The organism is Kitasatospora sp. NPDC023176 (genome assembly GCF_055560495.1).
The window spans coordinates 7,031-31,587 of record NZ_JBVHIP010000041.1; the positions used below are offsets into that span (position 1 = coordinate 7,031).

General features: G+C 70.3%; 21 protein-coding genes and 1 pseudogene. 7 read left to right on the forward strand and 15 right to left on the reverse strand.

What is annotated here, in order from left to right:
• The coding region (locus ACZ3YL_RS36075) for a tetratricopeptide repeat protein (protein ID WP_465661683.1) at positions 1-2,192 on the reverse strand (2,192 nt) is incomplete at its 3' end.
• A 1,198-nt stretch (positions 2,193-3,390) separates the two neighbouring features.
• Between ACZ3YL_RS36075 and ACZ3YL_RS36080 the strand changes: the two genes are divergently transcribed.
• Positions 3,391-4,116: a hypothetical protein gene (locus ACZ3YL_RS36080; protein WP_465661685.1), complete on the forward strand. Its 726-nt coding sequence runs from the start codon at positions 3,391-3,393 to the stop codon at positions 4,114-4,116.
• A gap of 46 nt (positions 4,117-4,162) precedes the next feature.
• Here ACZ3YL_RS36080 and ACZ3YL_RS36085 read toward each other — a convergent pair whose 3' ends face one another.
• A complete protein-coding gene (locus tag ACZ3YL_RS36085) occupies positions 4,163-4,312 on the reverse strand; it encodes a hypothetical protein (RefSeq protein WP_465661687.1) in 150 nt (49 codons plus the stop codon).
• Positions 4,313-4,429: 117 nt separating this feature from the next.
• Between ACZ3YL_RS36085 and ACZ3YL_RS36090 the strand changes: the two genes are divergently transcribed.
• Positions 4,430-4,744, forward strand: coding sequence for a hypothetical protein (locus tag ACZ3YL_RS36090; RefSeq protein WP_465661689.1), 315 nt, complete (start codon positions 4,430-4,432; stop codon positions 4,742-4,744).
• On the opposite strand, the gene ACZ3YL_RS36095 is transcribed toward ACZ3YL_RS36090, so the two are convergent.
• Positions 4,674-5,498 (reverse strand): hypothetical protein, encoded by an 825-nt coding sequence (locus ACZ3YL_RS36095; RefSeq protein ID WP_465661693.1) that lies wholly within the window; start codon positions 5,496-5,498, stop codon positions 4,674-4,676. The two genes, ACZ3YL_RS36090 and ACZ3YL_RS36095, sit on opposite strands and share 71 nt — an antisense overlap.
• A gap of 264 nt (positions 5,499-5,762) precedes the next feature.
• Positions 5,763-6,884 (reverse strand): hypothetical protein, encoded by a 1,122-nt coding sequence (locus ACZ3YL_RS36100; protein ID WP_465661694.1) that lies wholly within the window; start codon positions 6,882-6,884, stop codon positions 5,763-5,765.
• A gap of 570 nt (positions 6,885-7,454) precedes the next feature.
• Between ACZ3YL_RS36100 and ACZ3YL_RS36105 the strand changes: the two genes are divergently transcribed.
• Positions 7,455-8,111 carry a GPP34 family phosphoprotein gene (locus tag ACZ3YL_RS36105; RefSeq protein ID WP_188302643.1) on the forward strand — a complete coding sequence of 219 codons (657 nt, stop codon included), beginning with the start codon at positions 7,455-7,457 and terminating at the stop codon, positions 8,109-8,111.
• Positions 8,112-8,339: 228 nt separating this feature from the next.
• On the opposite strand, the gene ACZ3YL_RS36110 is transcribed toward ACZ3YL_RS36105, so the two are convergent.
• The gene (locus ACZ3YL_RS36110) at positions 8,340-8,690 is read right to left on the reverse strand and encodes an STAS domain-containing protein (protein ID WP_465661696.1); all 351 of its coding nucleotides are present in this window, start codon (positions 8,688-8,690) and stop codon (positions 8,340-8,342) included.
• 339 nt (positions 8,691-9,029) lie between these two features.
• Between ACZ3YL_RS36110 and ACZ3YL_RS36115 the strand changes: the two genes are divergently transcribed.
• A complete protein-coding gene (locus tag ACZ3YL_RS36115) occupies positions 9,030-9,287 on the forward strand; it encodes an amphi-Trp domain-containing protein (protein ID WP_465661698.1) in 258 nt (85 codons plus the stop codon).
• 430 nt (positions 9,288-9,717) lie between these two features.
• Here the strand turns inward: ACZ3YL_RS36115 and ACZ3YL_RS36120 are convergent, their stop codons facing one another.
• From ACZ3YL_RS36120 to ACZ3YL_RS36130, 3 genes are all read right to left on the reverse strand, one after another.
• Complete coding sequence (locus ACZ3YL_RS36120; protein ID WP_411292875.1) at positions 9,718-9,912, reverse strand: hypothetical protein; 195 nt, start codon at positions 9,910-9,912, stop codon at positions 9,718-9,720.
• 798 nt (positions 9,913-10,710) lie between these two features.
• Positions 10,711-11,604: an endo alpha-1,4 polygalactosaminidase gene (locus ACZ3YL_RS36125; RefSeq protein WP_465661700.1), complete on the reverse strand. Its 894-nt coding sequence runs from the start codon at positions 11,602-11,604 to the stop codon at positions 10,711-10,713.
• Between the two features lie 339 nt (positions 11,605-11,943).
• Positions 11,944-12,822: a hypothetical protein gene (locus ACZ3YL_RS36130; RefSeq protein ID WP_465661702.1), complete on the reverse strand. Its 879-nt coding sequence runs from the start codon at positions 12,820-12,822 to the stop codon at positions 11,944-11,946.
• Between the two features lie 1,064 nt (positions 12,823-13,886).
• Here ACZ3YL_RS36130 and ACZ3YL_RS36135 point away from each other — a divergent pair.
• Positions 13,887-14,618: pseudogene (locus ACZ3YL_RS36135) on the forward strand (IS5 family transposase); the annotation flags it as partial.
• A gap of 88 nt (positions 14,619-14,706) precedes the next feature.
• On the opposite strand, the gene ACZ3YL_RS36140 reads toward ACZ3YL_RS36135, so the two are convergent.
• The 3 genes from ACZ3YL_RS36140 to ACZ3YL_RS36150 form a co-directional block, all read right to left on the reverse strand.
• Entirely contained in the window at positions 14,707-15,291 is a 585-nt protein-coding gene (locus ACZ3YL_RS36140; protein WP_188302637.1) for a group II intron maturase-specific domain-containing protein, read from the reverse strand.
• A gap of 535 nt (positions 15,292-15,826) precedes the next feature.
• On the reverse strand, positions 15,827-16,156 hold the full coding sequence (locus ACZ3YL_RS36145; protein ID WP_188302636.1) for a cyclic nucleotide-binding domain-containing protein: 330 nt from the start codon (positions 16,154-16,156) through the stop codon (positions 15,827-15,829).
• Positions 16,153-16,614: a MarR family transcriptional regulator gene (locus ACZ3YL_RS36150; protein ID WP_317620883.1), complete on the reverse strand. Its 462-nt coding sequence runs from the start codon at positions 16,612-16,614 to the stop codon at positions 16,153-16,155. The genes ACZ3YL_RS36145 and ACZ3YL_RS36150 overlap by 4 nt, the downstream gene beginning before the upstream one ends.
• An 826-nt stretch (positions 16,615-17,440) precedes the next feature.
• Here ACZ3YL_RS36150 and ACZ3YL_RS36155 point away from each other — a divergent pair.
• Complete coding sequence (locus ACZ3YL_RS36155; RefSeq protein WP_465661705.1) at positions 17,441-17,761, forward strand: type I-E CRISPR-associated protein Cas6/Cse3/CasE; 321 nt, start codon at positions 17,441-17,443, stop codon at positions 17,759-17,761.
• 322 nt (positions 17,762-18,083) lie between these two features.
• On the opposite strand, the gene ACZ3YL_RS36160 is transcribed toward ACZ3YL_RS36155, so the two are convergent.
• The 4 genes from ACZ3YL_RS36160 to ACZ3YL_RS36175 form a co-directional block, all read right to left on the reverse strand.
• On the reverse strand, positions 18,084-18,428 hold the full coding sequence (locus ACZ3YL_RS36160; RefSeq protein WP_465661707.1) for an IPT/TIG domain-containing protein: 345 nt from the start codon (positions 18,426-18,428) through the stop codon (positions 18,084-18,086).
• Positions 18,429-18,454: 26 nt separating this feature from the next.
• A complete protein-coding gene (locus ACZ3YL_RS36165) occupies positions 18,455-18,919 on the reverse strand; it encodes a YncE family protein (protein WP_465661709.1) in 465 nt (154 codons plus the stop codon).
• 1,056 nt (positions 18,920-19,975) lie between these two features.
• Positions 19,976-20,686, reverse strand: coding sequence for a DUF2637 domain-containing protein (locus tag ACZ3YL_RS36170; protein WP_188302630.1), 711 nt, complete (start codon positions 20,684-20,686; stop codon positions 19,976-19,978).
• A gap of 57 nt (positions 20,687-20,743) precedes the next feature.
• Complete coding sequence (locus ACZ3YL_RS36175) at positions 20,744-21,037, reverse strand: hypothetical protein (protein ID WP_465661711.1); 294 nt, start codon at positions 21,035-21,037, stop codon at positions 20,744-20,746.
• A 1,468-nt stretch (positions 21,038-22,505) separates the two neighbouring features.
• Between ACZ3YL_RS36175 and ACZ3YL_RS36180 the strand changes: the two genes are divergently transcribed.
• Complete coding sequence (locus tag ACZ3YL_RS36180) at positions 22,506-24,509, forward strand: MarR family transcriptional regulator (RefSeq protein WP_465661713.1); 2,004 nt, start codon at positions 22,506-22,508, stop codon at positions 24,507-24,509.
• Positions 24,510-24,557: the final 48 nt, after the last annotated feature.

Consider the following 24,557-nt stretch of genomic DNA (forward strand, 5'->3'; position numbering starts at 1 on the left):
TCCGCCAGCGCCTCCTCATACCGGCCCATCGAGCAATACGTCTGCCCACGGCTCGCGATGGTCCAGGCGTCGTCCTGATCCCGCTCGATGGCGCGCGCGAAGTCCGCCAGCGCCTCCTCATACCGGCCCAGAATCCGGTGTGTCTCGCCACGCGAGGCGGTGATCCACTCATTCTCGGGATCGAGTTCGATGGCGCGGGAGTAGTCCGCCAGCCCCTCCTCATACCGGCCCATCAAGTGATACGTCTGCCCACGGTTGCCGTGCACCCACGCCTTCTCGGAATCGAGTTCGATGGCGCGCGTGAAGTCCGCCAGCGCCTCCTCATACCGGCCCATCGAGCAATACGTCTGCCCACGGCTCGCGATGGTCCAGGCGTCGTCCTGATCCCGCTCGATGGCGCGGGTGAACTCGGTAAGCGCCTCCTCGTACCAGCCCAACAGACGGTACGTCTCTCCGCGACCGCGGACGGCACGGACGGATTCTTCCTGCAGAGCGAGAGCCGCCGCATAGTCGGCCAGAGCCTGCCCGTACTCCTCCGCCATCTGGTGGGAGTCACCGCGCAGGATCAGGGCATGTACCCGGCCGTCGGTGTCGAGTGCACTGTAGGACAGGATCAGGGTGAGGGCGGATATGCCGGGGGTGGGGGTTTCCATGGCGTCCAGGAGGCGGCGGCCCCAGTCGTGCAGGGTCGCGGCGTCACTGTCCGAGCCAGCCTGGGCCAGCGTCTGAGCCCAGCGGCGCAGGGTGGTCGTGTCGTGGTCGTAGGCGTCGAGCGCTTCGCGGAGGGCGTCAGCCAGGGCGGTGTGGGGGCCGGCGCACAGACGGTGATAGGTCTCCTGCAGGCGGTGGCCGCGCCAGCGTTCGTCGGTCCAGCAGCTGTCGGCGGGGCCGGTGGTCGTCTCCAGTGCGGCCCGCTGCCGGGCGAAGACGTCGGCCAGTCTGATGTGCTGTTCTTGCCAGCGCTGCGGAGACTGCTGACGCTGGAGGCGCAGCATCGCAGTGCGGACCACGTCGTGGTAGTGGCATTTGCCAGCGCGATCGGTGACGAATGGCATCGACCCTAGCCAGCCGAAGAGTTCGTTGGCCTCTTCCGCCGCCACGGCGGCACGGTAGACATCCTCGTCGAGTTCCCGGGGGAAGGCGCAGGCCAGGGCGGCGGCGCGGCGGGCGGGGTCGGCTTCCCAGCGGAGGAAGCGCTCGACGGCGGTGCCGCTCGGGTCTCCGACATCGGCCGGGTTGGTGGGGCGGGCCTCAGCGAGAGTGGAGACCAGGACCGGAAGCCGCCCAGATAGCTGCAGAATGACTTCGATAACCCGCTCGTCATTGATGCCCTTGGCGGCTAGGAGTTGGCGCGCCTCGGTGTCGGTGAAGACGTCCAATGGGAGATCGGTGACCAGGTCGAGCCAGTCCTCCCAGCACTGCCGATTCAGCTGTCCCTGCCCAGCCAGGACCACCAAAACGTTCGCGGGCATGTCCCCGTACCGGTCGCTGACCAGGGTATTCCGCAGCCACTCGTCCAGCAGCGGACCGATGCGCTCGTAGGTGTCGAAGAACAGCACCAGCCAGGGTCGGCGTCGTGCCGCCTCTGCCAGGTCGCGGAGGAAGACGGGGGTGAGAACCTGCAGCGGGGACATGACGAGTTGGACGTCCTCATGGCTGCGCAGACGGGCGCTGAGCACCGCCTTGACCCGATCGGCCCCGGCGGCGATCTCCTTGGCGTCGACCGCGCCGGTGAACGCGCCCACTCCGGGAATCATGCCCAGCCCGACAAGGCCGAGTTTGGAGGCGATCAGGCTGCCCGGGGACGGGTTTCCCGGCTGTCCCCCGCCGCTCCCCTGTGCCTCGCCAGCCGCCGGGTCGGCGTTGACCTCGTATCGGCGCTGCCGGTAGGTGGCCAGCAGCTTGTCGAAGTCCTTGAGGGCGGAGCCCTGCTGGGCCAGTTGGAGGCTGATCGCCTCCATCGCCTCGACGACGTCGCCCACCGACTCATCGACGTAGGCGGTGCAGGCCTCCGCTTCCCGGGCGGCGCTCTCCAACTGCCGAACCAGAGTGGACTTTCCCACACCAGCCGGACCGCGGATATGGAACAGGAACTGCGGCGACTCCTCGGCTGACCGCCTAAGGGTGTCCTTGAAGAGCGTCAGCTCGCCCTGCCGTCCGATGAATCCGGCTTGGCGCCAGCGCCGGATCAACTCCTGCCGTGAAGGACCCCGCCCCGCCATCCGCCAGCCTCCCCATGGGTCGACACCCCGTCAGGTCCATGCTCCCTCATGGGCACCCCTCACCCAACCGTTCGGCCCAGAGTTGCTGCAAGGTTACGCAGAGCTACCTATCGCTTCGCGGCAGCTTCGGGATGTCGCACACAGCATCGGTTTGCCGATCGGCGGCCGATCGGTTCCTGATCGGCGGGCCGGAATCCGCAGAGCCGATCGTCGGCCGATCCCCAGCCGATCGGGGAGCCGGCCGGGCGGCCCGGCGGGAGAAGGACGTCGACCGGGGCGGTACGGGACTCCGCGGGTACTGCTGCGCACCACGGGCTCGGGGAGAAGTAGTCGGTGCCGGTGCGGTCGGGTTGTCCTGGGCCCGGTCTGCAGGATCCGGTGGTCCCAGGGCCGGCCTGAGGCAACCTCAGGAGCTACCTCGGGAGCAACGGCAGAGGCGACCTCAGCGGCAACTGCAGGGGCAACTCGGCGCTCCCGGGGAAGAGCCGCCACTGCCGCTCGGGAGCAGGGTGTCGGGAGGTAAAGGGGAATCGATCCGTCTGATCCGTCCGCGCGGGTCACGATCCGTCCGGCGACCTGTCGCCGATCTGTCGCCGATCCGTCCAGCGGGGGGCACGGACAACGGGTCGGCGGCAGATCGCCGCCGACAGAAGGTTGGTGACGTCACGACGTCGTGGTCGCGTGGCGTCATGACGGCATGGCCCCGATGCGTATTTCGCGATCCTTCGCGCCGTGAATTCGCATCCGGGCGAGGACCAACGCGTAGGCGGGCGCACGCGAGAGGCGGAGCGGGCGAGCCGCGAAACCGGGGACGCGGGACAACATCGCGGACACCGTGGTTGTCCCGCCGGCGCCCGGCGTGTTGTCCCCGCCCGCGATGCCCGCCTACAGCTCTTGTCCCCCCCGGGGCCTTCGGGACGCTCGTCCGGCGGTCGGCGGGATCGGCAAGAGGCCGGCGACCCGGCCTGGCGGGCGGGACCGGAACCGGGTCGGGGTCCGAATCGGCGGCGAGTTCGACGGCCAGGAGGCGCAGCCCTGCCGGGGCCTCCGGGGCGGACGGCTGGGCGGGTTCGGAGTCCGGGCGCTGGTGCAGCGGGCTCCGCCGAACACCCCGGCCTGGCCTGCCGCGCCTCAGCGCCCGGGCTTCGTCGCCGCTTCCGCGATGGGCGTGGGCGCTGATGGGCTGGACGCCCTGCTTGGGCGGGCACGTCGTGAGTTCGACGTCGTCCTGCTCCACAACCACGACATCGACGGCAGCGGCGCCTACCAGATGCACGGCCGGGCGGACACCCACCTCGTCGTGGCGCGGGTCAGCCGGCTGCCGCTGACGGAGCCCGTCCACCCCGGCCCCTGGGCCAGCGCCGAGCACCGCGTACACGCCTGGCTGGACCGCCACTACGCCCGACATGGGACGGCCAGGCCCCGGACGTTGCCCGAACTCGGCGCGTTCGTCGCCGGACTCGGCGACGCCGGCCTGCGGCTGTGGGGCGGGCAGTGGGCTGCGGCAGCGGCATCGTGGACACCGTTCGCCGACCGCTCGCGCTCAAACGACGCCGAGACCCGGCCGCTAGCCCCCGCCGCCGCCGTGGCCGTCCTGCGCGACCGCTACATGCGGCCGGCCGCCGGTTCCCTGACCGTCGCCACCATCGGTCTGGTCCTGCTCACCTCCAACACACCCGCCCCGGAATGGCTGCGAGCCGTGGAAGCCGAGATGGCCTCCGCCCACACCCCGCTGCTCGGCGTCTTGCCGGACGTCGCCGACACCGAGCACTCCCGTGAGGCGCTGGCTCAAATCGCCGCCCGCCTCGCGGGCACGCTCGGCGAGAATCCCGCAGCAGCCAGCAGCCCCCTGCCGAAGGGCACTGCCAGGCCCGGCGAGGCGCCGGACGTGTAGCACAGGCCCGCGACGACCGGCACGGGAAGGGCCTGTCAAACCCCGGTCAGAACTTGGGAAAGCCGTAGCGGCCGGCCGTCCAGGCACTCGGTCGCTGCGGGGTGTCCAGGCGCTTGCGCAGTTCCTGGACCACTCGCTCGAGTTCCTCGCGGTGGGCGGGCGTGCGGGTGGACCGAGCTGTAGGCCTGGTTGTCACCACACGGTTGATCACTTCGTTCTTCCCGCGCATAGCCGGGTCTCGCGGCGCGAGGTGGCGTCGGCACCGGCGGGGCGCAGCCTGGCATGGATCCGGTCGCACGTACGATTGCCTGCCGTGGGCAAAGAGCAGAAGACCTTCGCGTACACCAGCGACCTGATCACGGCGCAGCGCGTGTTGGTGGCGGTGCGGGCGGAGCGCCTTGCGTTCCTGGCCACGCTGCCGTCCTGGGCCGGTGGCCTGGGGGCCGCGCGGTGCGGGGTGAGCGAGGAACAGCTGGTTGAGTCCGCGCGGTTGGAGGAGGCCGAGCGGCAGGCCTCGCACGCGGTGTGGGCGGACGAGTACTGGGCGGGCCTGCCGGTCAAGGACCGGGTCGAGGCCCGTAGCCGGCTCCAGCACATCGACGGGCCGGTTGAGGAAGCGGCGGCGTAGTTGGGGGTTCGGGCCGTTCGGCTGCCGCTGCCACCGCCGGCCGCCGCTCCTGTTCCAGGCCAGTGTCCGAGGCCGGCGGTACGCTGCCGGGCCCCGAGAAGTCGAGGTCGGCGGATGCCAGGGCCACCGCGAGCACCAAGTACGGGACGGCTTCCAGGCACTGTTCGGCCATCATGCTCGGGTCGGACGCCGTGCCCGCGTCGGCCAGCGCCAGCACCCCGGCACCAGTGGCCGCGTCGACCGCCTCGTCCAGGACCTCGGCCGCGGTGAACTCCCCGCCCGCCGCCAACTCGCGCACCAGGGCAGCGGCCTGCGCGGGGTCGGCGCGCCACAGCTCGGCGACCTGGTCACCGGCCCCGGCCAGGTCGATGGCCGCGCCCTGTTCCGCGGTCGGCAGCGGCACGGGCCAGGACAGTCCGGGCTCCTCCACGATCTCCTGGGCCCGCGCCAGCGCCACCCGCGCGGCGCTCGTCCGCCGGGCCTGCTCCCGCTCCCGCTCGGCGGCGGCCGGCCACCGGGCGTCGTCCTCGGCCCGGGCCGCGTCCAGCAGCGGGGCCGCGGTGTGGCTGAGGTAGACGACCGGCAGAGGGTCCACCACGACCGCCTCTTGCCCCGGCGGGGCGTCGGCGACGGGCTGGTACAGCGCCTGCGCCGCCGAAGCGCAAGCGCCGATCGTGGTGGTCAGGGCAGCGATCAGCCGGGCGTGGCGGCGTCGGCGTGCGGGTAGGTCCAGACGGGCGGGAGTGGCGGTCACCCCCGCACTATGCCGCGCCGCACCCACCGGCGACTTCCGTTCCCGTGAGCCGAACCCCGCCCCCACCCGGACGGCGTACCGCAGTCCGTTCTAACCGGCCGCTGACCTGCGGCGACACCCGAAACTCACCGGGGCCGAGGCGAAACTCCCCAGCGGCCCGAGGCGAAACCCACCGGCCCGGGGCGAAACTCCCCAGTGCAGGTCAGCGGGGGTGCCGAAACTCCCCAGTGCAGGTCAGCGGCCTGTGCTCGGGGTGAGGCCGGGTCAGGACCGGCGCCACCAGGAGCCGGTGCGCTTCGCCTCGGCGGCCGCGGCTTCGGCAGCGGCCCGCTCGCGCTCGGCGGCCTCCAGCGCCCGCTGGTCGGCGTCGGCCTGGCGGCAGCCGGCGCACAGCCCGTCGTCGTTCCAGCCCCGCTCGTCCGAGAGCTTCGCCGAGCAGCGGCGGCAGGCCGGACGGCGCCGCTCCCGCTCCGCCGCCTCCCGCGCCCGGCGGGCCCGATCCGCCTCCTCCCGCTCGACGGCCAGCAACTCGTCGCCGTCCGGATTGTCGAGCGCGGCGGTGAGGGTGTGCCAGCCGCGGCGACCGAACCGGTGCCCCACCGGGGCGTCGGCCCCGTGGCGGCGCAGCAGCGGCAGGGTGGTGGCGACGACCGGCAGGGCGCGGTGGTGGTCGCGGGCATGGACGGCGTCGCCGCCGTACGCGGGGGCGTGCCAGATGTCCTCGGAGGCGGCCTCGACCTCGGTCATGCGGCTGAGCAGCCGCTCGTGGTCCCGCTGGGCCTTCACCGCCTTCTGCTGCGGGGTGGGCCGCTTGGTGCCGGGGCAGTCGCGCTTGCGGCCGGCCTCCAGGGCGACCGGCGGCAGCCCCTCACGGCCTGTCGGCGGGTAGACGGTGGGCCACAGCCGCAGGCCATGCGTACGGGCGCCCCCGCAGCGCAGCGAGGCCTCGAACTCGGACTTCGCCGTGCCCTTCGCCGGGAGCTCGCACCAGGCGCGGTTGGAGGCGAGCTTGGCCGCGAGGGTGCCGACGCCCTCGTTCTCCCGGTCGACCTCAACCAGAAGCACCGGCACCTTCGCGCCGGGGTCGTGCAGCACGAGGTCGGTGAACAGGGAGCGGCGGTGCGGGATCGGGTGCTCGACCTCGGTGGAGAACGCCTCCAGGTACCCGAACCCGGCGCGGGCGAGAAGGCAGGCGGTGGCGACGACATCCAGGGCGTGCTCGGAGAACGCCGTGCCCTTGCGGTCGCGCTCGGTGCGCAGCTTGGCCAGCTTCGTCCCGGCCGGGAGCAACTGGGCGGCTTCGCGGCGGCCGGCCGCGGTCAGGCACCAGAGCTTGCGGTTGTCCGGCAGGCGCAGCTCCACAGTCCGCGGCAGTGGCTGCACCACCGCTGCGAACGGCGCCGACCATGGCCCGGTGGGCGGCTTCGGCCGCCGCCGCGGTGGCAGCCGGCACCGGGGACCCTTCCACGGTGTACCACTCGTCGGCGCCGTCGTACTGGACCTCCAGCAGCGCCCGATGTCCGTCCCAGGTGGTGCGCAGGGTGAGGTCGCCGGGCCGGCTGCCACCGCCGCCGCGGTCATGACGCTGCCCGGGCCGGCCGGTGGCCGCCCACGGCAGCGCCACCGGCCGGCGCGTGCCGCGCGAGGGCTTCGCCGGGTTCAATCTGGAGCCACGGTGCCGACCCGGCGGTGGGCCCTGACCGCCGCACCTTCTGCGTGAGCGGCAGCAACCACGCGGACGACACCGGGACCTTCCTGCGGATCGTCGGCTTCCAGGAGCGCGGGCGCTGCGGGGGCACTGGGGGACGAGGCGCTCGGGGCACCGGCGCTGCACCCCCGACCCGGCGGCGCTCCCCGCCTGCCCCCGCGCGACCAGGGCGCGTACTCCCGCGGACGGAGGACGGGCCCTACCACGGGCCGACGGCGGACCGGCCCGTACGCCGTATGGTCGGAGCCATGAGCCGAGGACTGCATCTGGACGTCTACCTGCTGGCCTTCGACACTGCGGCCCAGCGGCTGCAGGACCGCCCCCGGGCCGGCTTCCTTCTGCGCGCCGCCGCCCTGGCCGAACTCGCCCACCGCGGCGCCCTCGGCGAGGACACGGCGGGCCGGGTAAAGGTCGTGTCCGGCGCCGCCACCGGGGACCCTGTCCTGGACGCCCTGATCGCCGACGTGGGCACGGCCCCGCGCACCTGGAAGGCGTGGATCCGGCGCGGGCGCGACGACACCCTGGAGGCTGCCGAGGAACGCCTGGCGGCACTGGGCGCGGTGACCGTGGTGGACCGCGACCCCTACGGCCCGGTCGCCCCGCGGCGCCCGGTGACGGTGCAGGACCCGCGTGAGGCCCTCGACCTCCAGGCGCGGGTGGCCGAGCTGGTCCGCGGCAACGCACCCGTCGCCGCAGCGCCGTTCGCCGACGCCGCCCTCGCCGCGCTGGCCGCCCACGGACACCTGCGGCTGGTCCTGACCCGGCAGGACCGCAGGCGGCACGCCGAGCGGATCCACGCGCTCACCCACCGGCTCGCCGCCCCGGCCCCGGGCCTGGCCCGCGCGGTGAACGGACTGAACCTGACCATGATCGCCGCGCAGGGAGGCATGGGGGGCGGCGGCTGAACCGCCCCCGGCACCCAAGGCACTCCGGCGTGCCGCTTCGCATGCGCTGCGGCTTCGGCGTTCACTGCGGTGCCCCCGCCGGACGCGCCTTCGGTGCCGTCCGCGTTCAGGGACGGCGAGCTCCCCGAGCGCGCCCGCGACGGCGGGCTCACCGGTGGGGCGGCCGGTGACCGCCGGGCGGGCCGGGTCACCGCGTAACGCCTGGGCCTGTCCATCGGTCGCCCCACCTCACCAGGTGCCGGCCAGGGCGGCGCGGGCGCTGTCGCGGACGGTGAGCACATCATCGGCGCCGGTGATCTCCAGCAGTCGGCGGATCTGCGGGGTGGGTACAGCGAGCACGAACGCGATGCCGGCGGCGCGGGCGGCGATCCGGGTTCTGAGGAGCGCGTTGAGGCCGATGGAGTCGCAGAAGGTGAGCCTGGGAGGTCGACAACCAGTCGGGGCCGGCTCGTGCCAGGTGGTGCGGACGATTACCCCGCCCGGGGTCAGGTGCTCGCTTGACCGGGTCCGGCAGCACGCGCCGCCACCAGGTCGGGCTGGGGCCGGCGGCCATCCGGCGCGGACCGGAGCGGCGGGCACGAGCGCGGTGGGCGCGGCCGGGTGGCGGCGACGGCGGAGGGGCAGGTTGGGAGTCGTCGATTCCCGTTCGGTGTGCGCGCCATCGCGCCGAGCAGGGCCTGGCCCAGCCTTCGACCGACACCAGGGCAACGGGCGAAAAGCCCCTCCCAGCCGGGGGCGGGCGGTCGGTGCGGTGGCGCAGCAGGGCTCCGGAAGCGGGCACCCTGGGCCTGTGTGGCCTGGCCCGGCGGCCCCGACCGCACGTGCACGTGCACGTGCGGTCGGGGCCGCCGGGCCGATGGCGGGCAGCGGCGTGAGAATGGGCCCTACGTGCTGTTGTCACCGACCCGGGAGACATCCGTGAAGGACCTTGAGTTCGAACAGAAGCGCACGGTGTCACGCACCGAGGCCGCCGATCAGCTCGAGGCGCTGGCGGCCGCGCTCAGGCGCGGTGGCCGGGCCGAGCTGGAGCTCGGGCCCGGAAAGCTGACGCTGTGGATCCCGGACGAGCTGCACACCGAGATCGAGGTCGAGCTGGGGGACGGCAAGATGGAACTGGAGATCGAGCTGTCGTGGCACACGGGACAGCCGGACCGGGCTCCGGACGCCGACGACTGACGGCTGGCGAATGGCGAATGGCGAATGGCGGCTGACCGCTGACCGCTGACCGCTGACCGCTGACGGCTGACGGCCGCAGTGGTCCGGTGCGCTCTCGAACCCGCCGTCAGGTCGCGGTAGATCAGTACGTCACACGGCTGGGCTCCCTCGCCGAGGGCGGGTCAGTCCTCCGGGATGAAGTCCTGTCCGCAGACCCCGCACAGGACCGGACCACCGTCCAGCCGGCCTGGGGTGACCTGGATCCGACGGGGGCCGTCCACCTGCCGCTTCCCGCCATGGGTGTCCAGGGCCTCGTGGGTGGCGCACCGGCACACGATCGCCAGGCGCTTACCCCTGCGTGCCGGGGTCATGCTCCGGGGCGGCTGAAGGAACATCAGCGACTCGTCCAGGGCATTGAGGAGGCATGACCAACATGGTCCAGGGCCCCCACTCAGAGGACCTTCGGGACTGACCGCCCTGTGGTGTTCGGCCTCGGTTCGTAGTGGGCGCGGCCGTCGGCGCCGTACCGGCCGATCTCGGTGATCAGCGCGGCGCCGTCGGCGAGCTGCTCGGTGTCCCAGCCGGTGACGTCCAGCAACAACCCGTCGGGCGGGCCGCCGACCAGTTCTCTGTCCGCGCGGGCGATCGGGGGTGCCGGTCACCACCGCGCCGGTTCGACATCGGCGCCCTGGTCGTCGTCCTGCCCGAGGTCGGCGGCCCGGGCTGCCAGCGTCTGGGTCTCGTCGCGAAGCAGTTCGGTGATCCAGTCGGCGACGCTGGCGGGGAGTCGGACGGTGCGTTGTTCGATTTGGTCGGGGTGCCGATGGTCAGCCAGACGTCGGCGCCGGCGCTGGGCGCGGCGGCGAGGTCGGCGAACTCCTGCAGGGCGTCGGCGAGGTCGGCGGCCGCGCCCTCGTTGTCGCCGTTCACCAGCTCGCCGGGCCCCGCTGGAGGAGATCGACCCCTTCTGGTGCCCCACCTGGCCATCACCTGGCAGCGCACCTACACCACCGCCCGGCGGTGGTGGCTGGAGCCCGAAGGACGGGTCGACTGGGCGCAGCTGCCGCTGGACACGGTGTTCGAGGGTGAGCAGCTCGGACGCCGGGTACAGGCGCAGTGGGCTGGCTGGCCCGGCCTGGAGGCAGACCACCGGGACCTGCTGACGGCGATCGGCATCGAGGAGGACCAGGAGCTGGTGGCCGCGAAGCAGGCCGTCGAGGCGAAGCCCAAGGTGTCCCGCACGGACCGGTTCCAGCAGGGCCTGGTCGCCCTGGCCCGGTTCGTCGATCGGGAAGGGCATGCTCGCGTCCCGCGTCGGGTTCCCGGGCGGCGGGCTCACGATGATCGTCAGGCCGTCGTCGTTGTAGGCGGTCCTTGAGGTGCCCGTGCTCGGGCAGGCTGTCCTCGAACTTGCCCAGTGCCACTCCAGAAACAGGTGGCCGGTTCAGCAGGTCTGGCGCAGGTAGCCGGCGTCGCCTGGTGGAACGACGTCGAGGTCGCGTCGCACGATGCTGATGTGGGTCCCCCAGGTCGTGCACGCCACCTGGAGGCCCTGCTCGTCGTACTCGATGTCGATTACGCTGTCGCCGAACGCGTCGATGTACCGGTCGCACTCGCCGTACGTGCCGCACTGTTCCACCACCGCGAAGTCGAGGCCCAGTTGCTGCCGGTCCGGGGCCAGCTCCGCCGCGTTCTTCTGGGCGATGGCAAGGCCTCGTCCGTGGGCGTGCGCGACGAGTAGGGACTGGTACGCCTCGGCGTCGGCCGCGCTCAGCAGTTCGGCCGAGCGTGTGTAGCTGTCGTAGTTGTCCGGCTCGACGGCGTTGAAGCCCTTGGTGGCACACTCGTCGATCCAGCCGTCCACCTTCAGAGCGATCCGCTGCCGCTTGGTGTCCGTGCTGATGTCCAGCAGCGCCTCGTTCCAGGTGGTGTCGTGGACGACGTTGCCGGCCCGGTCCCGGAGCAGGAGGTCCCGGTCCCATTCCTGCTCTGCGTCCGGCTGGGCCTGGAAGCCGTTGACATAGCAGATGTTGTAGATCCCCGGTGCCGGGGACGCCCCGTGGTCGCGGCTGACGACGGACACACCGGCCGGTGGCTGGTACGGCCCGCCGATCTGGTAGTCGAACCCGGCGTGCACCGGAGGCACCGTCACGGCGGGCGAGGTCGCTGCCGGTGCCGATGTCCCCTCGGGTGTGGAAGGCGAGATCGTCACCACCGGTTCCGCGGTTCCGCCGGAGGAAGTGCACGAAGAGACTGCGAGAACGGCCGCCGCCGAGATCGTCAGCGCTACGGCGATCACGATCCGCGACCTGCGGGATCGAGCATGGTCAACGGGCATCATCGGACTCCAGGATGACGGGGCGTGTCCTCAGGGCAGCTCCCCTCTTGCGGTGCCGCAGACACGAAGGGCCACCCTGGCCGGCGCTTTCCTCCCGAGACTGGTCGCCTGTCTCGTCGGGCAGGGCGTCGACGGGGCGGTGAGGCCGCGTCGTAGCGCGGCTGCGGTGCTACCGGGCACCCGGGTTCCGTGCGAGAAGCAGACGCAGCGGGGTGATCGCGTCGGCGGGGTCGGCATTCGGTCGTCGGCAGCGTCAGAGACCGGGCGGTGGTCGATGACGGCGGCCAAGGACTTGGCCGCCGTCGGGGTGTGGAGGCTGCGGACAGCGGGCCCGGCGGGTCAGGCCACGCAGCCGGGGACCGCGGTGGGGCTGCCGAAGCAGTTGGTCGGGTTGTTGGCGAGCACGGCGGTGAAGTCGAGCGTGACGCTGCCGCCGTTGTTGAAGACGCCTCCGGGGGCGTTGGTCGCGACGTTGCTGGTGACCTTGCTCCGGGTGAGCGTGGTGGTGCCGGCAGCGCCGAAGTTGGCGATACCGCCGCCCGCACCCGTGGGCCCGGATGCCGAGTTGTCGTAGACGTTGCTCTGCGAGATGTTCAACGTACCGTCGTTGGCCACTCCGCCGCCCAGCTCGAGCGCGTTGTTGTTGACGACGGTGCTCTTGTCGATGGTCATGGTGCCGTCGTTGCCCAGACCGCCACCGTTGTAGAGCGCGCTGTTGGCAGTGATGAGGCTGTGCTCAACGTTCGTGGTGGATCCGGTGTTGCCGCCGATCCCGCCGGAGAAGTCGGCGTGGTTGTCGCGGATGAGGCTGCGCCTGACAGTGAGGGTTCCGTCGTTGCGGATGCCGCCCCCGAAGTCTCCCGTCGCGTCACCGTTGGCGATGATCGCGTCGCGAAGGTCCAGGTTTCCCGTCGAGTCGACCGTGAGGATGCGGAAGGCCGGCGCGGCCGGGCCACGGGTGATGGTGGCGCCGTCACCCTTGATGACGATCGTGTTCTGGATGTCCGGCAGCGGGGTGGTCAGGGTGTAGATGCAGCCCGGGGCCAGGGCGAGCGTGTCACCGGAGGTGTTCGCGTTGGTGATGGCGGTCGCCAGCGCGGCGGTGGTGCACGGGACGAACGTCTGCGCGGCTGCCGGGGTGGCCGCCAGGCCGGTGACCGTGAGGGCGGCCGCCCCGAGAGCGCCCAGCGTGCGGATCGCCAGCTTGCTGTGGTTCATTGCTTCTCCCTGGTGTTGAGTGGATCGTTCACGGGGCCGCGTGCGGCGTGTCCGGGAACGGGTCGAGGTGTGCTGCGACTTGGGCTCGTGGTGGCTCGAGCCCTCTGGTGTGGTCTGGTCGCACCTGTTCGGGCATCCGGCTTGCGTCCGTCGGGGGCGCGGGGGTTGAACGTCCGTGCGCCGGCCGGGCGGTGTGGCTGTCACGGGTATCGGTGTGGTGCCACGGCCTCGTTCGTCGAGGTTCTCGCCGGGCCGGTTCTGACCGCCGGATCCGTCCGGCGGCCACCCGTGGGTGCCCGTCCACACGGTGGGTGCGGTGAGGTCGGTGTAGTCGCTGGGGGCGTGGATGGTGCCTGTGGTGGTGGTCGGGTCTGCGGGGCCCGGAAGTCCGGGGCGGGCGCGGTGAAGGCGACTGCTGTGTCGGAGACGACAGTGCGATGGCAAAGACCCCGGCACCGCCTCCGGTGGGTCCTTGGTCCGGGCTGACGGCCTGCCGGAGGGCGTCATGACGCCCCCGTGTTCGCGCCGTTGTCGCTCACCCAGGAGGAGAGAGCGTTCGGGGTGACCGCGATTCCGGTGGGCCCGCCCCGCCCGGCAGGGTCGCGTCCTTCGCCGCCGGTCCTGCCGGCAGGCGGTCAGTCGCTGAGGTCATGATGTCCCCTCCGATCAAGCGGGGACCGCCGACGTCCCACGGCCGTCGCGTTCACGACAGTCGACATGACGTTGGCTCCTGACCGGGGGCGCCCGACGGCTGTCGGACCGGGAGCACGTGTCTCCTGAGGTCCAACGCATTCCCCCGGCAAGGGATGGGCGGCCCACCGGGTGTAATCACTACGAGTAACCCACAGAGCTACAGAAGGTAGCCATCGAAAGACCTGCTTCTCACCCGAACGGCCGAGCGCGCTACCCGCGAACGATCCCGCACGTGCTGTCCACCCGGCCACGACGACCACTTCCCCGCGTACCGCGGCCGCACCGCCCGACAGGGCGCATCGCCGGAGGGGCCTGGCCGCCGACCAGGACCGAGTCGTCCTCGAGGCAGTCGAAGCAGTGGACCGTGGTGTGTGACGCGAGAGCAACTGACGGATGCGGAGTGGGTGTTGATTGAGCCGTACTTGCCGATCGGCGAGTACGGCCCGTACCCGGAGCGGCTGCGGCAGCAGTTCGAGGGCGTGATCTGGCGATTCCGGACGGGCGGGCAGTGGCGGGAGATGCCGAAGGAGTTCGGTGCTTGGTCGACCGTCTCCAATCGGTTCCGGCAGTGGAGGGACGCCGGTGTCTTCGAAGCCCTGATGGAGGGCGTGATCGCGGAAGCCGCGAAGCGCGGCGAGGTGGACTTGTCCCTGGTCAGCGTGGACTGCACGACTGTGCGGGCTCACCACGATGCCGCCGGAATGCACCTCGATTCCGACACCATGGCCGCCCTGGAGAAGGCTGCCGAGGAGGCTGAGAAGGCCCGGCAAAAGGGGGAGGCTCGGAGGAACAAGACGGGCGGGATACCTCAGGTGACCCGAAACGGGAAGAACGGCGACGCATCCGGCGCCGGCGCAAGTTCCGGCTGAAGGAAGCTCTGCTCGGGCGCTCCAGGGGTGGGCAGACCAGCAAGATCCACGTTGCCGGTGAGCGCAAGTGCCGCCCGCTGGTGTTCAGCCTGACTGACGGCCAGGCCGCGGACAGCCCGCAGTTCATCCCCGTGCTGGAGAAGGTCCGGGTCCGGGTGCCGGTCGGCCGTCCTCGCACCCGACCTGGCGCGGTCGCCGGAGACAAGGCCTACTCGTCCCGCGGCAACCGTGCCGCCGAGCAGCCGGGGGGAATCTCACCCCCCGGCCCTCACAGAACCGTGCGTAACAGTCTCCCGTTACACGGCTCGTGCCGCTCTGATCGTCAGACCACCACGGCGCACACGCTGATGCGCCACTGCGCGAACATGCGGGGGTATCGCCGAGCGATCTCCTGCATCTTCGCCAGGGCCTTGCGCTTGCCCGCGAACCGCTTGTACTTGTTGCGGATCCAGCGCACCAGGTAGGCGTTGATGCGCATCACGAAGGGTTCCAACTCGCACCACCGGAACCGGCCGTAGTAGTTGATCCAGCCCGCCACCACCGGGTTGATCCGCCGGGCGAGCTGGACGAAGGAGGATCCGGTCCGGGTGTGCAGGTGCCAGGACCGCACCTCCCGCCCGATCCTGGTCAGGGCCTCCCTGCTGATCCCGGGCTCGAACGAGAGGAACACGTTCCCTCGCCGGCTCCGGTTCTTCCTGGCACGGAACGTGTACCCGAGGAACGTGAACGCCTCGTGTATAAAACTGCGGTCAGGGCGGTGGGCGGTGCGGCGGTGGGCGCGCAGTCCGAGCGGGCCGCCCTGGATCGGGGAGCGGCAGTCCGGGCAGGAGCTCCACCAGGCTGTGCCGGGCGGCAGGTCGGCCGGGGTGAGCGGGTGCGAGTGCGGGCCGAGTGCGGCGCGCGTCATCGGGGCCTCCGGGAAGAGGGAGGCCCGGCCCGCCGACGTGGGCGGGCCGGGCCTGGACGGCGGATCGGTCAGGCCGTGGGCTCACCCCGGTGACGAGGCCGACTCCGTCACCGTCTCCAACGAGAACGGCCTCAACTTCGAAAACGGCGTCATCACCATCCGCGCCGACGAGCGCGTCGCCCTCCAGGCCCCCCGCCTCGAGTCCTTCGTTGTTGGCACCTGGGCGTAGTCGTCAGGCCAGGTCCAGGGCTGCTGCACTCCACGGCACGAAGCCACGATCGGTCGGTCGTGGTTCCATGCCGAAACATACATATTGCCGAGGCCTGCCTGGGCACCGAGGTGGCTATCACGACCACGATCGGTGGGTCGTGGCTCCCTGCCGATAAGTTCATAAGTGCCCCGCTGTTCCGGGGCTGCTGCACTCCACGGCACGAAGCCACGATCGGTCGGTCGTGGTTCCATGCCGAAACGTTCATAAGTGTGAGGGGTTGTTGATCCGCAGTGGATCAACAACCCCTCACACGTCCTGCAGCGTTCAGTCCACGAGCCGAAGCGCTCGCGTCTGCCCGTGGGCTGTCGGCGTCAGTCGGAAGAACTTGACCTGGGCTCGCCCGCCGGACTGCTCCAGCCATCCGGCATCAACGAGCTGCTGCCGGATGCGAGAGAACATGGTCGGCGCCCATCCCAGAATGCCCGCCAGGTCCTTTGCGGACTGCTCGATCACCCCGTTCCGGCCGACGAGCTCCGGATCGCTGTAGAGCACGACCATCAGGCGCTGATTCGCGGTCAGGTTGTGGGTTCGCCTCAGCAGCTCCCCGAACGACATGCTCCTGCTCCCATGCAGCGCAACCGTCTGAGTGCTCATCGGTCCTCCCACCACTCTCGAATTCTCGGGGCCAACCCAGGAATGTCTGGGGGGTTGAAGCGCTTCACCGCTTCACGCTGATCGTAGCCCGGACCGTGGAACGCGATGTAGGGCGTAATCCGGTACAACTTCGAGTTCCCGAACGTACCCACCGCGACCAAGATCCGGTGTTTGAGGAGCTTGCGGCTGATCCGGCCGATGGCATCCGCCGTCATGCCGACTTCCTTGCCGATGTCCGCCCCCGTCATCACCACGGGCTCCATGCCCTCTGGCGACGTTCCGATCCACCAGAGGACCATGAACTTCTCGCCCGGGGTGAACTTGTTGCTGCGGCAGATGGCGCGGACGCGTTCCTTGTCGACGTTCGCGTGTCCGGAGTAGAACGCGAACGGAGCAAAGGGGAGAAGTTCCCCGTTCTCGTCTGCTGGCGCGCGTCGACGCCGTGCGGCGGCAGCCACGTGGTCCCCTCCTTCCTCGGGCATAGGTCCTGGACCCTGCCGCGGTCGGCCACAGCGGATCAGATGGCCTAAAAGTACATGACCGAAACGTCACTGAGTCAACTTCAGGGGGCGCTCACGACCTCGTATCGCGCCGCCCTCCAAGGGCATCCGCAGATGTATTTTTCGGCACTGAATCACGATCGTACGATCGTGGTTTCCAGATCTCTTGATCTGGTCACCACGAGGTTGTGGTCACTTCACCGCAGTCCTATGGACAGCCTTGGCAGCCCCTCGATCGGGGTAGCAGATCTGGCGATCGTGGCTTCGAAAGGTATTTCCGCAGGTCAACGCCCTACTGCGCTCTTCTGCCTCTTCTGCAACTGAACGACGCCAGCGACGTGACCACCTCTCAGGGTGCTTGGCCATCCGGCTCCAGGCCACTGCGTGCTAACCGCACCAGGAGCCCGGGGCAACCCGCCGTTGCATACCGCTGCTCGGCCGCGAACGGCCTCCCAGCTCCCGGGTCACCTGAGCGATGTGCTGGTCAGCTTCCCCCTCGGGCGGCGCGCATTCAGTGGCTCGTCTCTACAGCAACCACTGAGCAGCCACTCGGGACCGTTTTGGTAGGCGGGAGCGCCCAGCCAGTTGATTCACGACTGACTGGAGCAACCACTTGGGCCAGGGACAAGGGAGCACCGCCCGGAAGCCGGATGACACCGCCTTGGCGGCGGTGTCATCCGGCTGAGGACGGAGTGGACTGCGGCAGCGTAAGGGGTCTGGGAACCCGAGGTCCCCAGCGGGGGTCCGGGGGCTGGCCCCCGGGAGGGGGACTTGCGCTCCCTCAGTGACCACCGCTCAAGACGCGCGGACAGGCAGGTGCTCGAGAGAAGGGGATGGCAGGCACCGCCGGGAGCGAGCATCACGCTGGCACAACCGACTCCCAGCAGGAAGTGAGAGATGGGCCTTTACGCAGCGGGCGGCGCCCCATCACGAAGGCCGGGTCCCGGCCTCCTCGGTCCAGGACCAGCTGATGACCGCCGAGATCAAGGGCACCCTCACCGTCACCGACCCGCATGCCTTTACCGGCATCATCGCCACCGGCGTCGGCCGCGACCGCTCCTACAGCGCGGGACTGCTGCTGGTACGGCCGACGGCGGATGCGTAGGAGGGCGGCTGCCGGGCTGCGCGGTCGCCTCGCGGCCCACTGCCGTGGTGCTCCCCGCCTGAGCGGGGATCAACCCGGGATGGGGTTGGGGAAGGTCTACGGGGCGGATTCTCCCCGTAGCAGCGGGGGTAGCCGGGCGCATCACGTCTGCCGGGCGGGCCTGTTGTCGCCATTCGACGGGCTGACCAGCGCGAACGGTAACCACGGGTCCCGCAGTGCACAGCGGGACCCGTCGGACTTCGCTCCGTGCCAACGCGTCAGGGGATGAAGTGCGCGCCGAGCACGCCGCGACCGGCATCTGCCGCGGCGTGCCATACCGGGGTTACGCCGTCGAGCAGGGCGTCGATGTCCTCTTGGTCACCCCCGCCATGGGGCTCGCAGGCGTGCGACGCGCCCCGGGGACGGGCCGGGTCGGCGGCAGGGTCAGATGGCGAGGGCGTCGAGGTAGGTACAGGTGTCGCTGGTGCTGCCGCCGAGGGTGGTGACGGTGATGGTGATCTCGCCAGCGGGGTGGGGCGATGGCGGTGATCATCTGGTCGGAGGCGACGGTGAACCGTACGGGCGTGCCGTCGAAGGTGGCCTCCTGGGTGGTGGCCAGGTGGTTTCCGGTAAGGGTGACGGCGGTGCCACCGCCGGTGGGTCCGGAGGCGGGGCTGGCGCCACTCACGGGGGGGATGTCCAGGTGGACGAAGGTCAGGCCGCCGGGGTGATGACGGTGGCGGGGATTGGGCCGGGGGACGGGACGGCGGGGATGGTGACGGTGGTATCGGTGGCGGACTCGATGGTGGCCGTTCGGGCGTCGAAGCGCACCGAGGTGGCTGCGGCCAGGTCGTGACCTCCGGGGGTCACGATGGTGCCACCAGCGGTGGTGCCGTGGTCGGGCACGAGCGTCAGGGCGATCACGCTGACGGCGTTGTCGATGTTGTCCGTCACGTACAGCCGGTTCCCGGCAGGGGTGACCGCGACGCAGACGGGGCCGTTGCCGACCGGGATGCTGCCAGTGGCGGTGGTGGTGGCGGTTTCGATCACGCTGCTGCTGTTCGACGCCCGGTTCGCGACAGAGGCGCGTCCTCCGTCCAGGGTCAGTGCTACCCCCCCCGCGGGGAGAGGCCGACGGGGGCGACCACCGGTTCTACTGCTCAAAGTGACACAAACCATCAAATGAGTGACAAGAGTCGGTCGTACGGGATCGCCCGAACAGCCCGCACGCGACGCCGGCTTCTTCCGGTTGTGGAACTGTTCCCGCTGCCGGTGGAGGTGAAGGCCGGTCCCGGGCTGTCGAGGGCCTGTACGGCCGAGGGGTCGCGCTCGCCCGGAGAGGCCGTCACGGTGCCGTTGCGCGACCAGGGCCGGCTTGCCGCGGTTGGCGAGGCCCGGCCGGCGTGCGGCATGGGATGGCGTCAGTGACCGGACATCTCGGAGTCGCGGCGGGCTCTTGGTGAGTCCGGCCCCGTCACCGAACGCGTGAACGGGGCCGGCTCGCCGCCGGGTGGGTCGACAACCGCTAGAGCAGCCAGCCGAGGAAGGCCACGATGTTACCGAGCAGAGTGAGGAGCATGAGTCTCGTTCCTTTCAATTCCGTCGGAGCATGGTTACCGGCCGTATGAGTTCAGCGCCCGGGTGCGGCTACGGTCTGCAGCCCGTCACACGCATTCCGTAGTTACCCGCGCCAAACGTGAGGTCACCCGAAAGGTGGACGATTCACCCTATTGGGCCAACCTGATGTGACCCGCCTCGCCATGGGCGCTCGGTTCGGCACGCCCGATCCGTTGCCCAGCGGGCAGCAACGTGGGCGGAGAGGAAGGAGGGCGCAGCGATCGTGGGGTCCCGCGTGGGCAGCGGATCGGCGGCAGGTTGATGTGAGAGCGTGCTTGGTGGGCCTGGCATGTGAACCGTGGTCGCTGCCGGACCGAAATCGGGAACGGTGCAGCCGGGACAGTGCTCGATCTGGAGCAACGGCCGGACGCCGCCCGCATCCAGTGGCCTGCCGACCTGGAACAGTGCGGCGCCCCTCCTGGCAGAGAAGGGGAGTGCCAGCGCGCGTCAATCACTCGCGGTCGGGCTGCCGGTCGGGGCGGGGACGCCGGCGATTCCCGGATCGGTCGCGGCCGCTTCCTGCCGATCATCGCCATGCGCGCGGCGATGACCCTGAAAGAGAATCTTCGGATTCCCGCACGGACGGGCGGAGAATGCAGGCGCCGTGTTGTTCATGTGCTACCGAGATGCCCGGTGCGAGGGTTTCTGCCGACGGTCCTCCTGGGGCTCCTGTCGGGCGACGAGCAGCTGGCGCACCAGCTGCTGCAAGGACACCACAGCCGTCACCGGCGGAAGCCCCGCGACGACGGCCTCGGGCATCGTGCAGGGTGTGTTGATGATGCACAGGAGGCTGGCGATGCCCGCGAATACCATGATGACCGTCCAGGAGTTCGCCATCCTGCGCCCTCCCAGCGCGGCACGCAGAACGGAGAGGGAGGCGACCATCCACGGTCCGTAGACGACGACCGGCCAGTACTGGGACAGACCCCTCGGCAGCTGCGAAAGGGCCACGTCCCGCAGCGGGTGGTAGGAGATCATCCAACCGAGGATGCAGACCGCAGTGACGATCGTCAGCGTCAGGAATCCGATGACGGATCCGAGGATGTCGGGTCGGCGGCGTGCCGGGCGGGCGCGATGCTCCCGGCGGGCGGCGATCAACTGGGGGTGGAACCCCATGGCCGGCAGGCCGGCCTCCTCCTCGACCGCTTCCGCGTTCGAAGAATGCGGAAGCATCCCCGGATCGGCCCAGCCGTTGACGACCGGATAGGACAGGTCGGCGGACAGCTGCCCGGCGGACGGCCAGAGTGAGCGGTTGTGTATGACCCCGTCGTCGGGGTTGAATCCAGGCGTGTAGTAGGGGCTGAAATCGATGTCCGTCGACTCGTACAAAGCAGTCCTCCTGTATGCGTCATCGCGGATCGCGGCCGGCGCTCTCAATCAGCCCGTTTATTCCTCTGATCGTTGCAGCCGCGTCGAGAACTCGAACTCGAGTCGGCGCAGGATGCGGAAGAGTTCGGCCAGCTGGCGTGAGCAATGCGTCAGCACCACGCGTTCGCCGTTCTTCACGAGATAACCGATTTCCAGGTCGCCCGCGGGATTGGTCCGGTCCGGAACGAATAGCCAGTTGTCACCGACACTGCAGATCCGGTCCCGCTCCAGCAGCAATGGAGGACGCGGCTTGACTGTTGTTGGACTCATGCCCCGACAACGATGGGCTAATCGCCGGGAAATGTACGGCATCCGGGTGTCCTGAAATATGCTCAGGCTGCCGGCGCTCGGAGCTTTTACCCAGGCCGCCGAGCTCCTTGCCGAGCGTGCGGCGTTCTTGCGGCTGGCCTCGGATGGGGACGGTCGAAGCGAGCGCGACCCCGTCCGCTCGCTCGGTTTCCCCTCTTTCATGGCGGGAGGGCCTCGAACGGTGCCGGATGCTTTGCAATTCTCCCCAGCGAGGTGCGTCCGCGCGCGGAGCCGCTCGGTAGCCGGCCTTCGGTCGGCCGGACGGCCGCCACTGCGCCTCTTTCCGATTCGGTCATCCGATTAACAGACGCTCGGATTGCGTGCGTGAAATGGCCGGTTGCACGTTTCCCGTTTCGGGTGACTGGTGACAGGACCGCTGGATGCCGCATCATGGCCGTCGGCGTCCTGCCGTCGCCGTCACGCGGAACGCTCCGGGCGGATGATCGAATTCCACTGCCAAGCGTTCGAGCTGTTCGTTCTTGCCGACTCGAACGAACTACTGCCTGTGGCCGGGTCCAGTGGACCCCTGCGATGAGTCGTACACGAGAGGTATTCACACTCTGTGATGGGAGGAGTACTCTTGGTCGAGACTTGGTTCAGTCGTGGATCAGCCGTCCGGACTTCGGTGAGTCCGGTGAGTCCGGACGGCTGATCGGGTGCAGCCGGTGCGACATCGCTGTTCCAGATCACCCCTAGGGCGCCAGGACTCGAAACCACGTCAGGCAGAAGCGACCACTTGTGATCGCTTCTGCTCGTTCATTCGACCCTCTTCAATCACCGTGCCCCCCTGCGGGGAGCTTTTGACGTGACCTAGCAGCACGGAGACGGCTTGGTCCGCACCACCGGACCTTCACCGTCTGTGCACCAATCACATGCCTCGGTGTCTGAATGCCCTGTATCCGTCGTCGCCGACCACATGCCCGATTCGACGACGGAAACTCACCGCTGCCTCGGCCCGTCCGCACACTCGGGATCAGGCGAGAACCTGTGTCCTGACGGGCTGTTGCCTTCTCACACGTCCGTAAGTAGGCACTGCCATTTTGCATCACCGAATCAGAATCTGCCAGCCGCTCCCCGCCCATGTCGTGATCCGCCGTTCCGTCCTTCCCTGGGGAGGACGCAGGCATCTGAATGAGCGAAACCTCAAAGGACCTCCCCAAACGGGATCTCGAGCGCGAGTGACCACCGCTCGAATGGAGCCGGCCGGGGAAAGGGTCGTCTCGGCGCCTTCGGGACGGCTGGCGTGTCGCCCGTCGACCGATCCGGGCGCCGACGGGCGGCCGGGCGGGCCGGGCAGCGAAGCGGGCGGGCGTCGGGCTTTCGGCGGTGCTCCGTGAGCCCGCCGTACTCGGGCGCTGCGTGCACGGAACGGGCCCAGGGCCCCGGGCCTGCTCGCGGGCGGGCCCGGGGCCCTGGGCGGGACGGCCTGCCCGCCACCCGGTTCCCGGCGGTGTGGCTCAGTGACAGGGACTTGACCGGCGACCTGATCCGGGTCGTGACGCTGGTGCAGGACTACGGCTGGAAGTCGGGATTCTGCTTCGCTGCCGACGAGACCCTCGGGCGGCAGCTCGGGCTGTCACGGGGCGGTGTCAACCGTCTGATCGCCAGAGCGAAGGCCAAGGACCTGGTTCGAGCGACTCGGAATCCTGCCACCGGAACCATGAACCGACGCGTCCGTCCGCCTGCCGACGACGAGCTGACCGTGTGCGTCGGCTCGTACGCCCGGGCGTCTCTGGCCGGCACCCGGTTCAAGGTCTATGCCCTGCTCACCCTGCGGCAGCACTTCCCCGAACCGACTCCCGTCGTGCGGATCGCGCGCGAGTGCGGGATGAAGGAGGCAACGGCCCGTGAAGCGGTGGCCGAACTCCTGGCCCAGGGGTGGGTGAGCCGACGAGCCGGCGGGAGGAGGGCGTACAGATACGTCGTCCATCCCGTGCCCGTGCGCGTACCGAACGGGCAGCCGGAGTCCCTCCCGAGCGGGCACGTCCCCGCGCCGCGGTCCGCGGGCGGGTCCGCGGGCGACGGTGTTGGGGTCCTCGCCACCGGACCGGATTTTCGTCACGGCGACTCGCTCGACCCTTGCCGGGAGGCCGCCGGTTCGGTGACAGCCGATCCCCCCGCTCCGGTGACACTGGCCACCCCCTATTCGGTGGCAGAAACACGATCCTCCCAACATGACCTGCTGAACACGCCTGCGGTCGTGGGCGGTTGTCCGTCCCGCGAACCGGCAACCGTGCGCACCCGCGCGCGAGACCACGCGGCGGGAACCGATGGGGACTCAGCAGGCCCGGCAGGGCGCGACGGACGGCAGACCGACCGGAAGACGATCCGGTCGGTGACCGACGAGCAGAAGCGATGGGGCCGGCAAGCCGCGTCGTCGGCCCTGAGCCGCCTGCCGAGGCAACTGGCGGACCGGCTGACCGAGCGACAGCTCGACCTTCTCGCTCAGCACATCGTCGCAACATTCGCCGACTACGGCACATCCCCCGATATCCACGGTGCGGTGGTCCTCGAAGCCCTTGAGTCGGCGTGGGAGTTCGCGCGCCGCAGGGAGCCGGTCGGCGCCGTGCCGTGGTCCTCGGTGGTCTCCCCGCTGCCCTGGCTGATCAAGGTCGTCGACCGGGCGAGCGAGACGGTCACCGGGAGCAGGCCGGTCCGAAGCCCTGAGTGCGCGCTCTGCCGCGGGCCCCTGGTCGCCCGCGACGCCGACGATCCCGAAACCTGCCGTTCCTGCGGTCCCGCCGCCGCCGCTGCCGCCTGCCGCCGGCTTCGGGAACAGTGGGAGCCGTCCGGCCACGCGCCCCACGCGCCACCCTCGACAGACCCGCTCACGATGCGGGTCGCGCCCGGTGCGAGCGGACCCGCCGACCGGTCGGCGGCAGGGGGTGACGAGTCGGAAGGAACAATCCTTCGCCGGCGGCTCGTTGCTCGCCGGCTCGAGCGGGAGCGGACCTGTGCCCAGGGTGGCGAGGCTCTGCCGACGGCCCGCCCCGCCGACGCCGCTCGCCACCGGCGGGGCGCCACCGGGGCCTCCACTCACGAGGCCGCCGGTCGGAGAAACGTCGGCCAGGTGCCCGGACATGGGACCGGGCCCCGTGACGCGCCCCCGGAAGCCGTAGCGGCGTCCGATCCCGCTCCGCGGGGGGACGGCCGACCCGATGTGGGGAAGACCGGCACGGCCGCCGCAGCGCGGCCGTGCCTGCGAGACGCCACCGCGGAACCCCCCGCCGGGTCCACCTCTCCGATGGTCCGCCGGTTGCCCGTCGGCGCCAGAGGCCGACGCGGGGGCGGGAACAGCCCGACGGGATCCTCACCCCGGGTCCGGCTCCTGCCATTCCGATCGAGCCTGCGGTCATTGTGCCGTGATCGCCGCCGTTTGATCCCGGCCGGTTCCCGCACGTGGTATTCCGCGATCAACGGGCAGTCGCCTCCGGATATGGTGTCCAAATTCCCGAGCGGACGGACCGGGATATGAAAAGTTCCTACGGAAGGGCTTCTGGTCCGGTCGCACAAGCGTTTTGTA

Excerpts from the sequence above, each read along its gene's own strand:
- ACZ3YL_RS36140 (WP_188302637.1), bottom strand. The coding sequence starts at position 15,291 with ATGACGCGCGCCGCACTCGGCCCGCACTCGCACCCGCTCACCCCGGCC.
- ACZ3YL_RS36105 (WP_188302643.1), top strand. The coding sequence starts at position 7,455 with ATGAGCCGAGGACTGCATCTGGACGTCTACCTGCTGGCCTTCGACACT.
- ACZ3YL_RS36165 (WP_465661709.1), bottom strand. The coding sequence starts at position 18,919 with ATGGTTTGTGTCACTTTGAGCAGTAGAACCGGTGGTCGCCCCCGTCGG.
- ACZ3YL_RS36175 (WP_465661711.1), bottom strand. The coding sequence starts at position 21,037 with ATGCCGTACATTTCCCGGCGATTAGCCCATCGTTGTCGGGGCATGAGT.
- ACZ3YL_RS36130 (WP_465661702.1), bottom strand. The coding sequence starts at position 12,822 with ATGAACCACAGCAAGCTGGCGATCCGCACGCTGGGCGCTCTCGGGGCG.
- ACZ3YL_RS36145 (WP_188302636.1), bottom strand. The coding sequence starts at position 16,156 with ATGAGCACTCAGACGGTTGCGCTGCATGGGAGCAGGAGCATGTCGTTC.
- ACZ3YL_RS36125 (WP_465661700.1), bottom strand. The coding sequence starts at position 11,604 with ATGCCCGTTGACCATGCTCGATCCCGCAGGTCGCGGATCGTGATCGCC.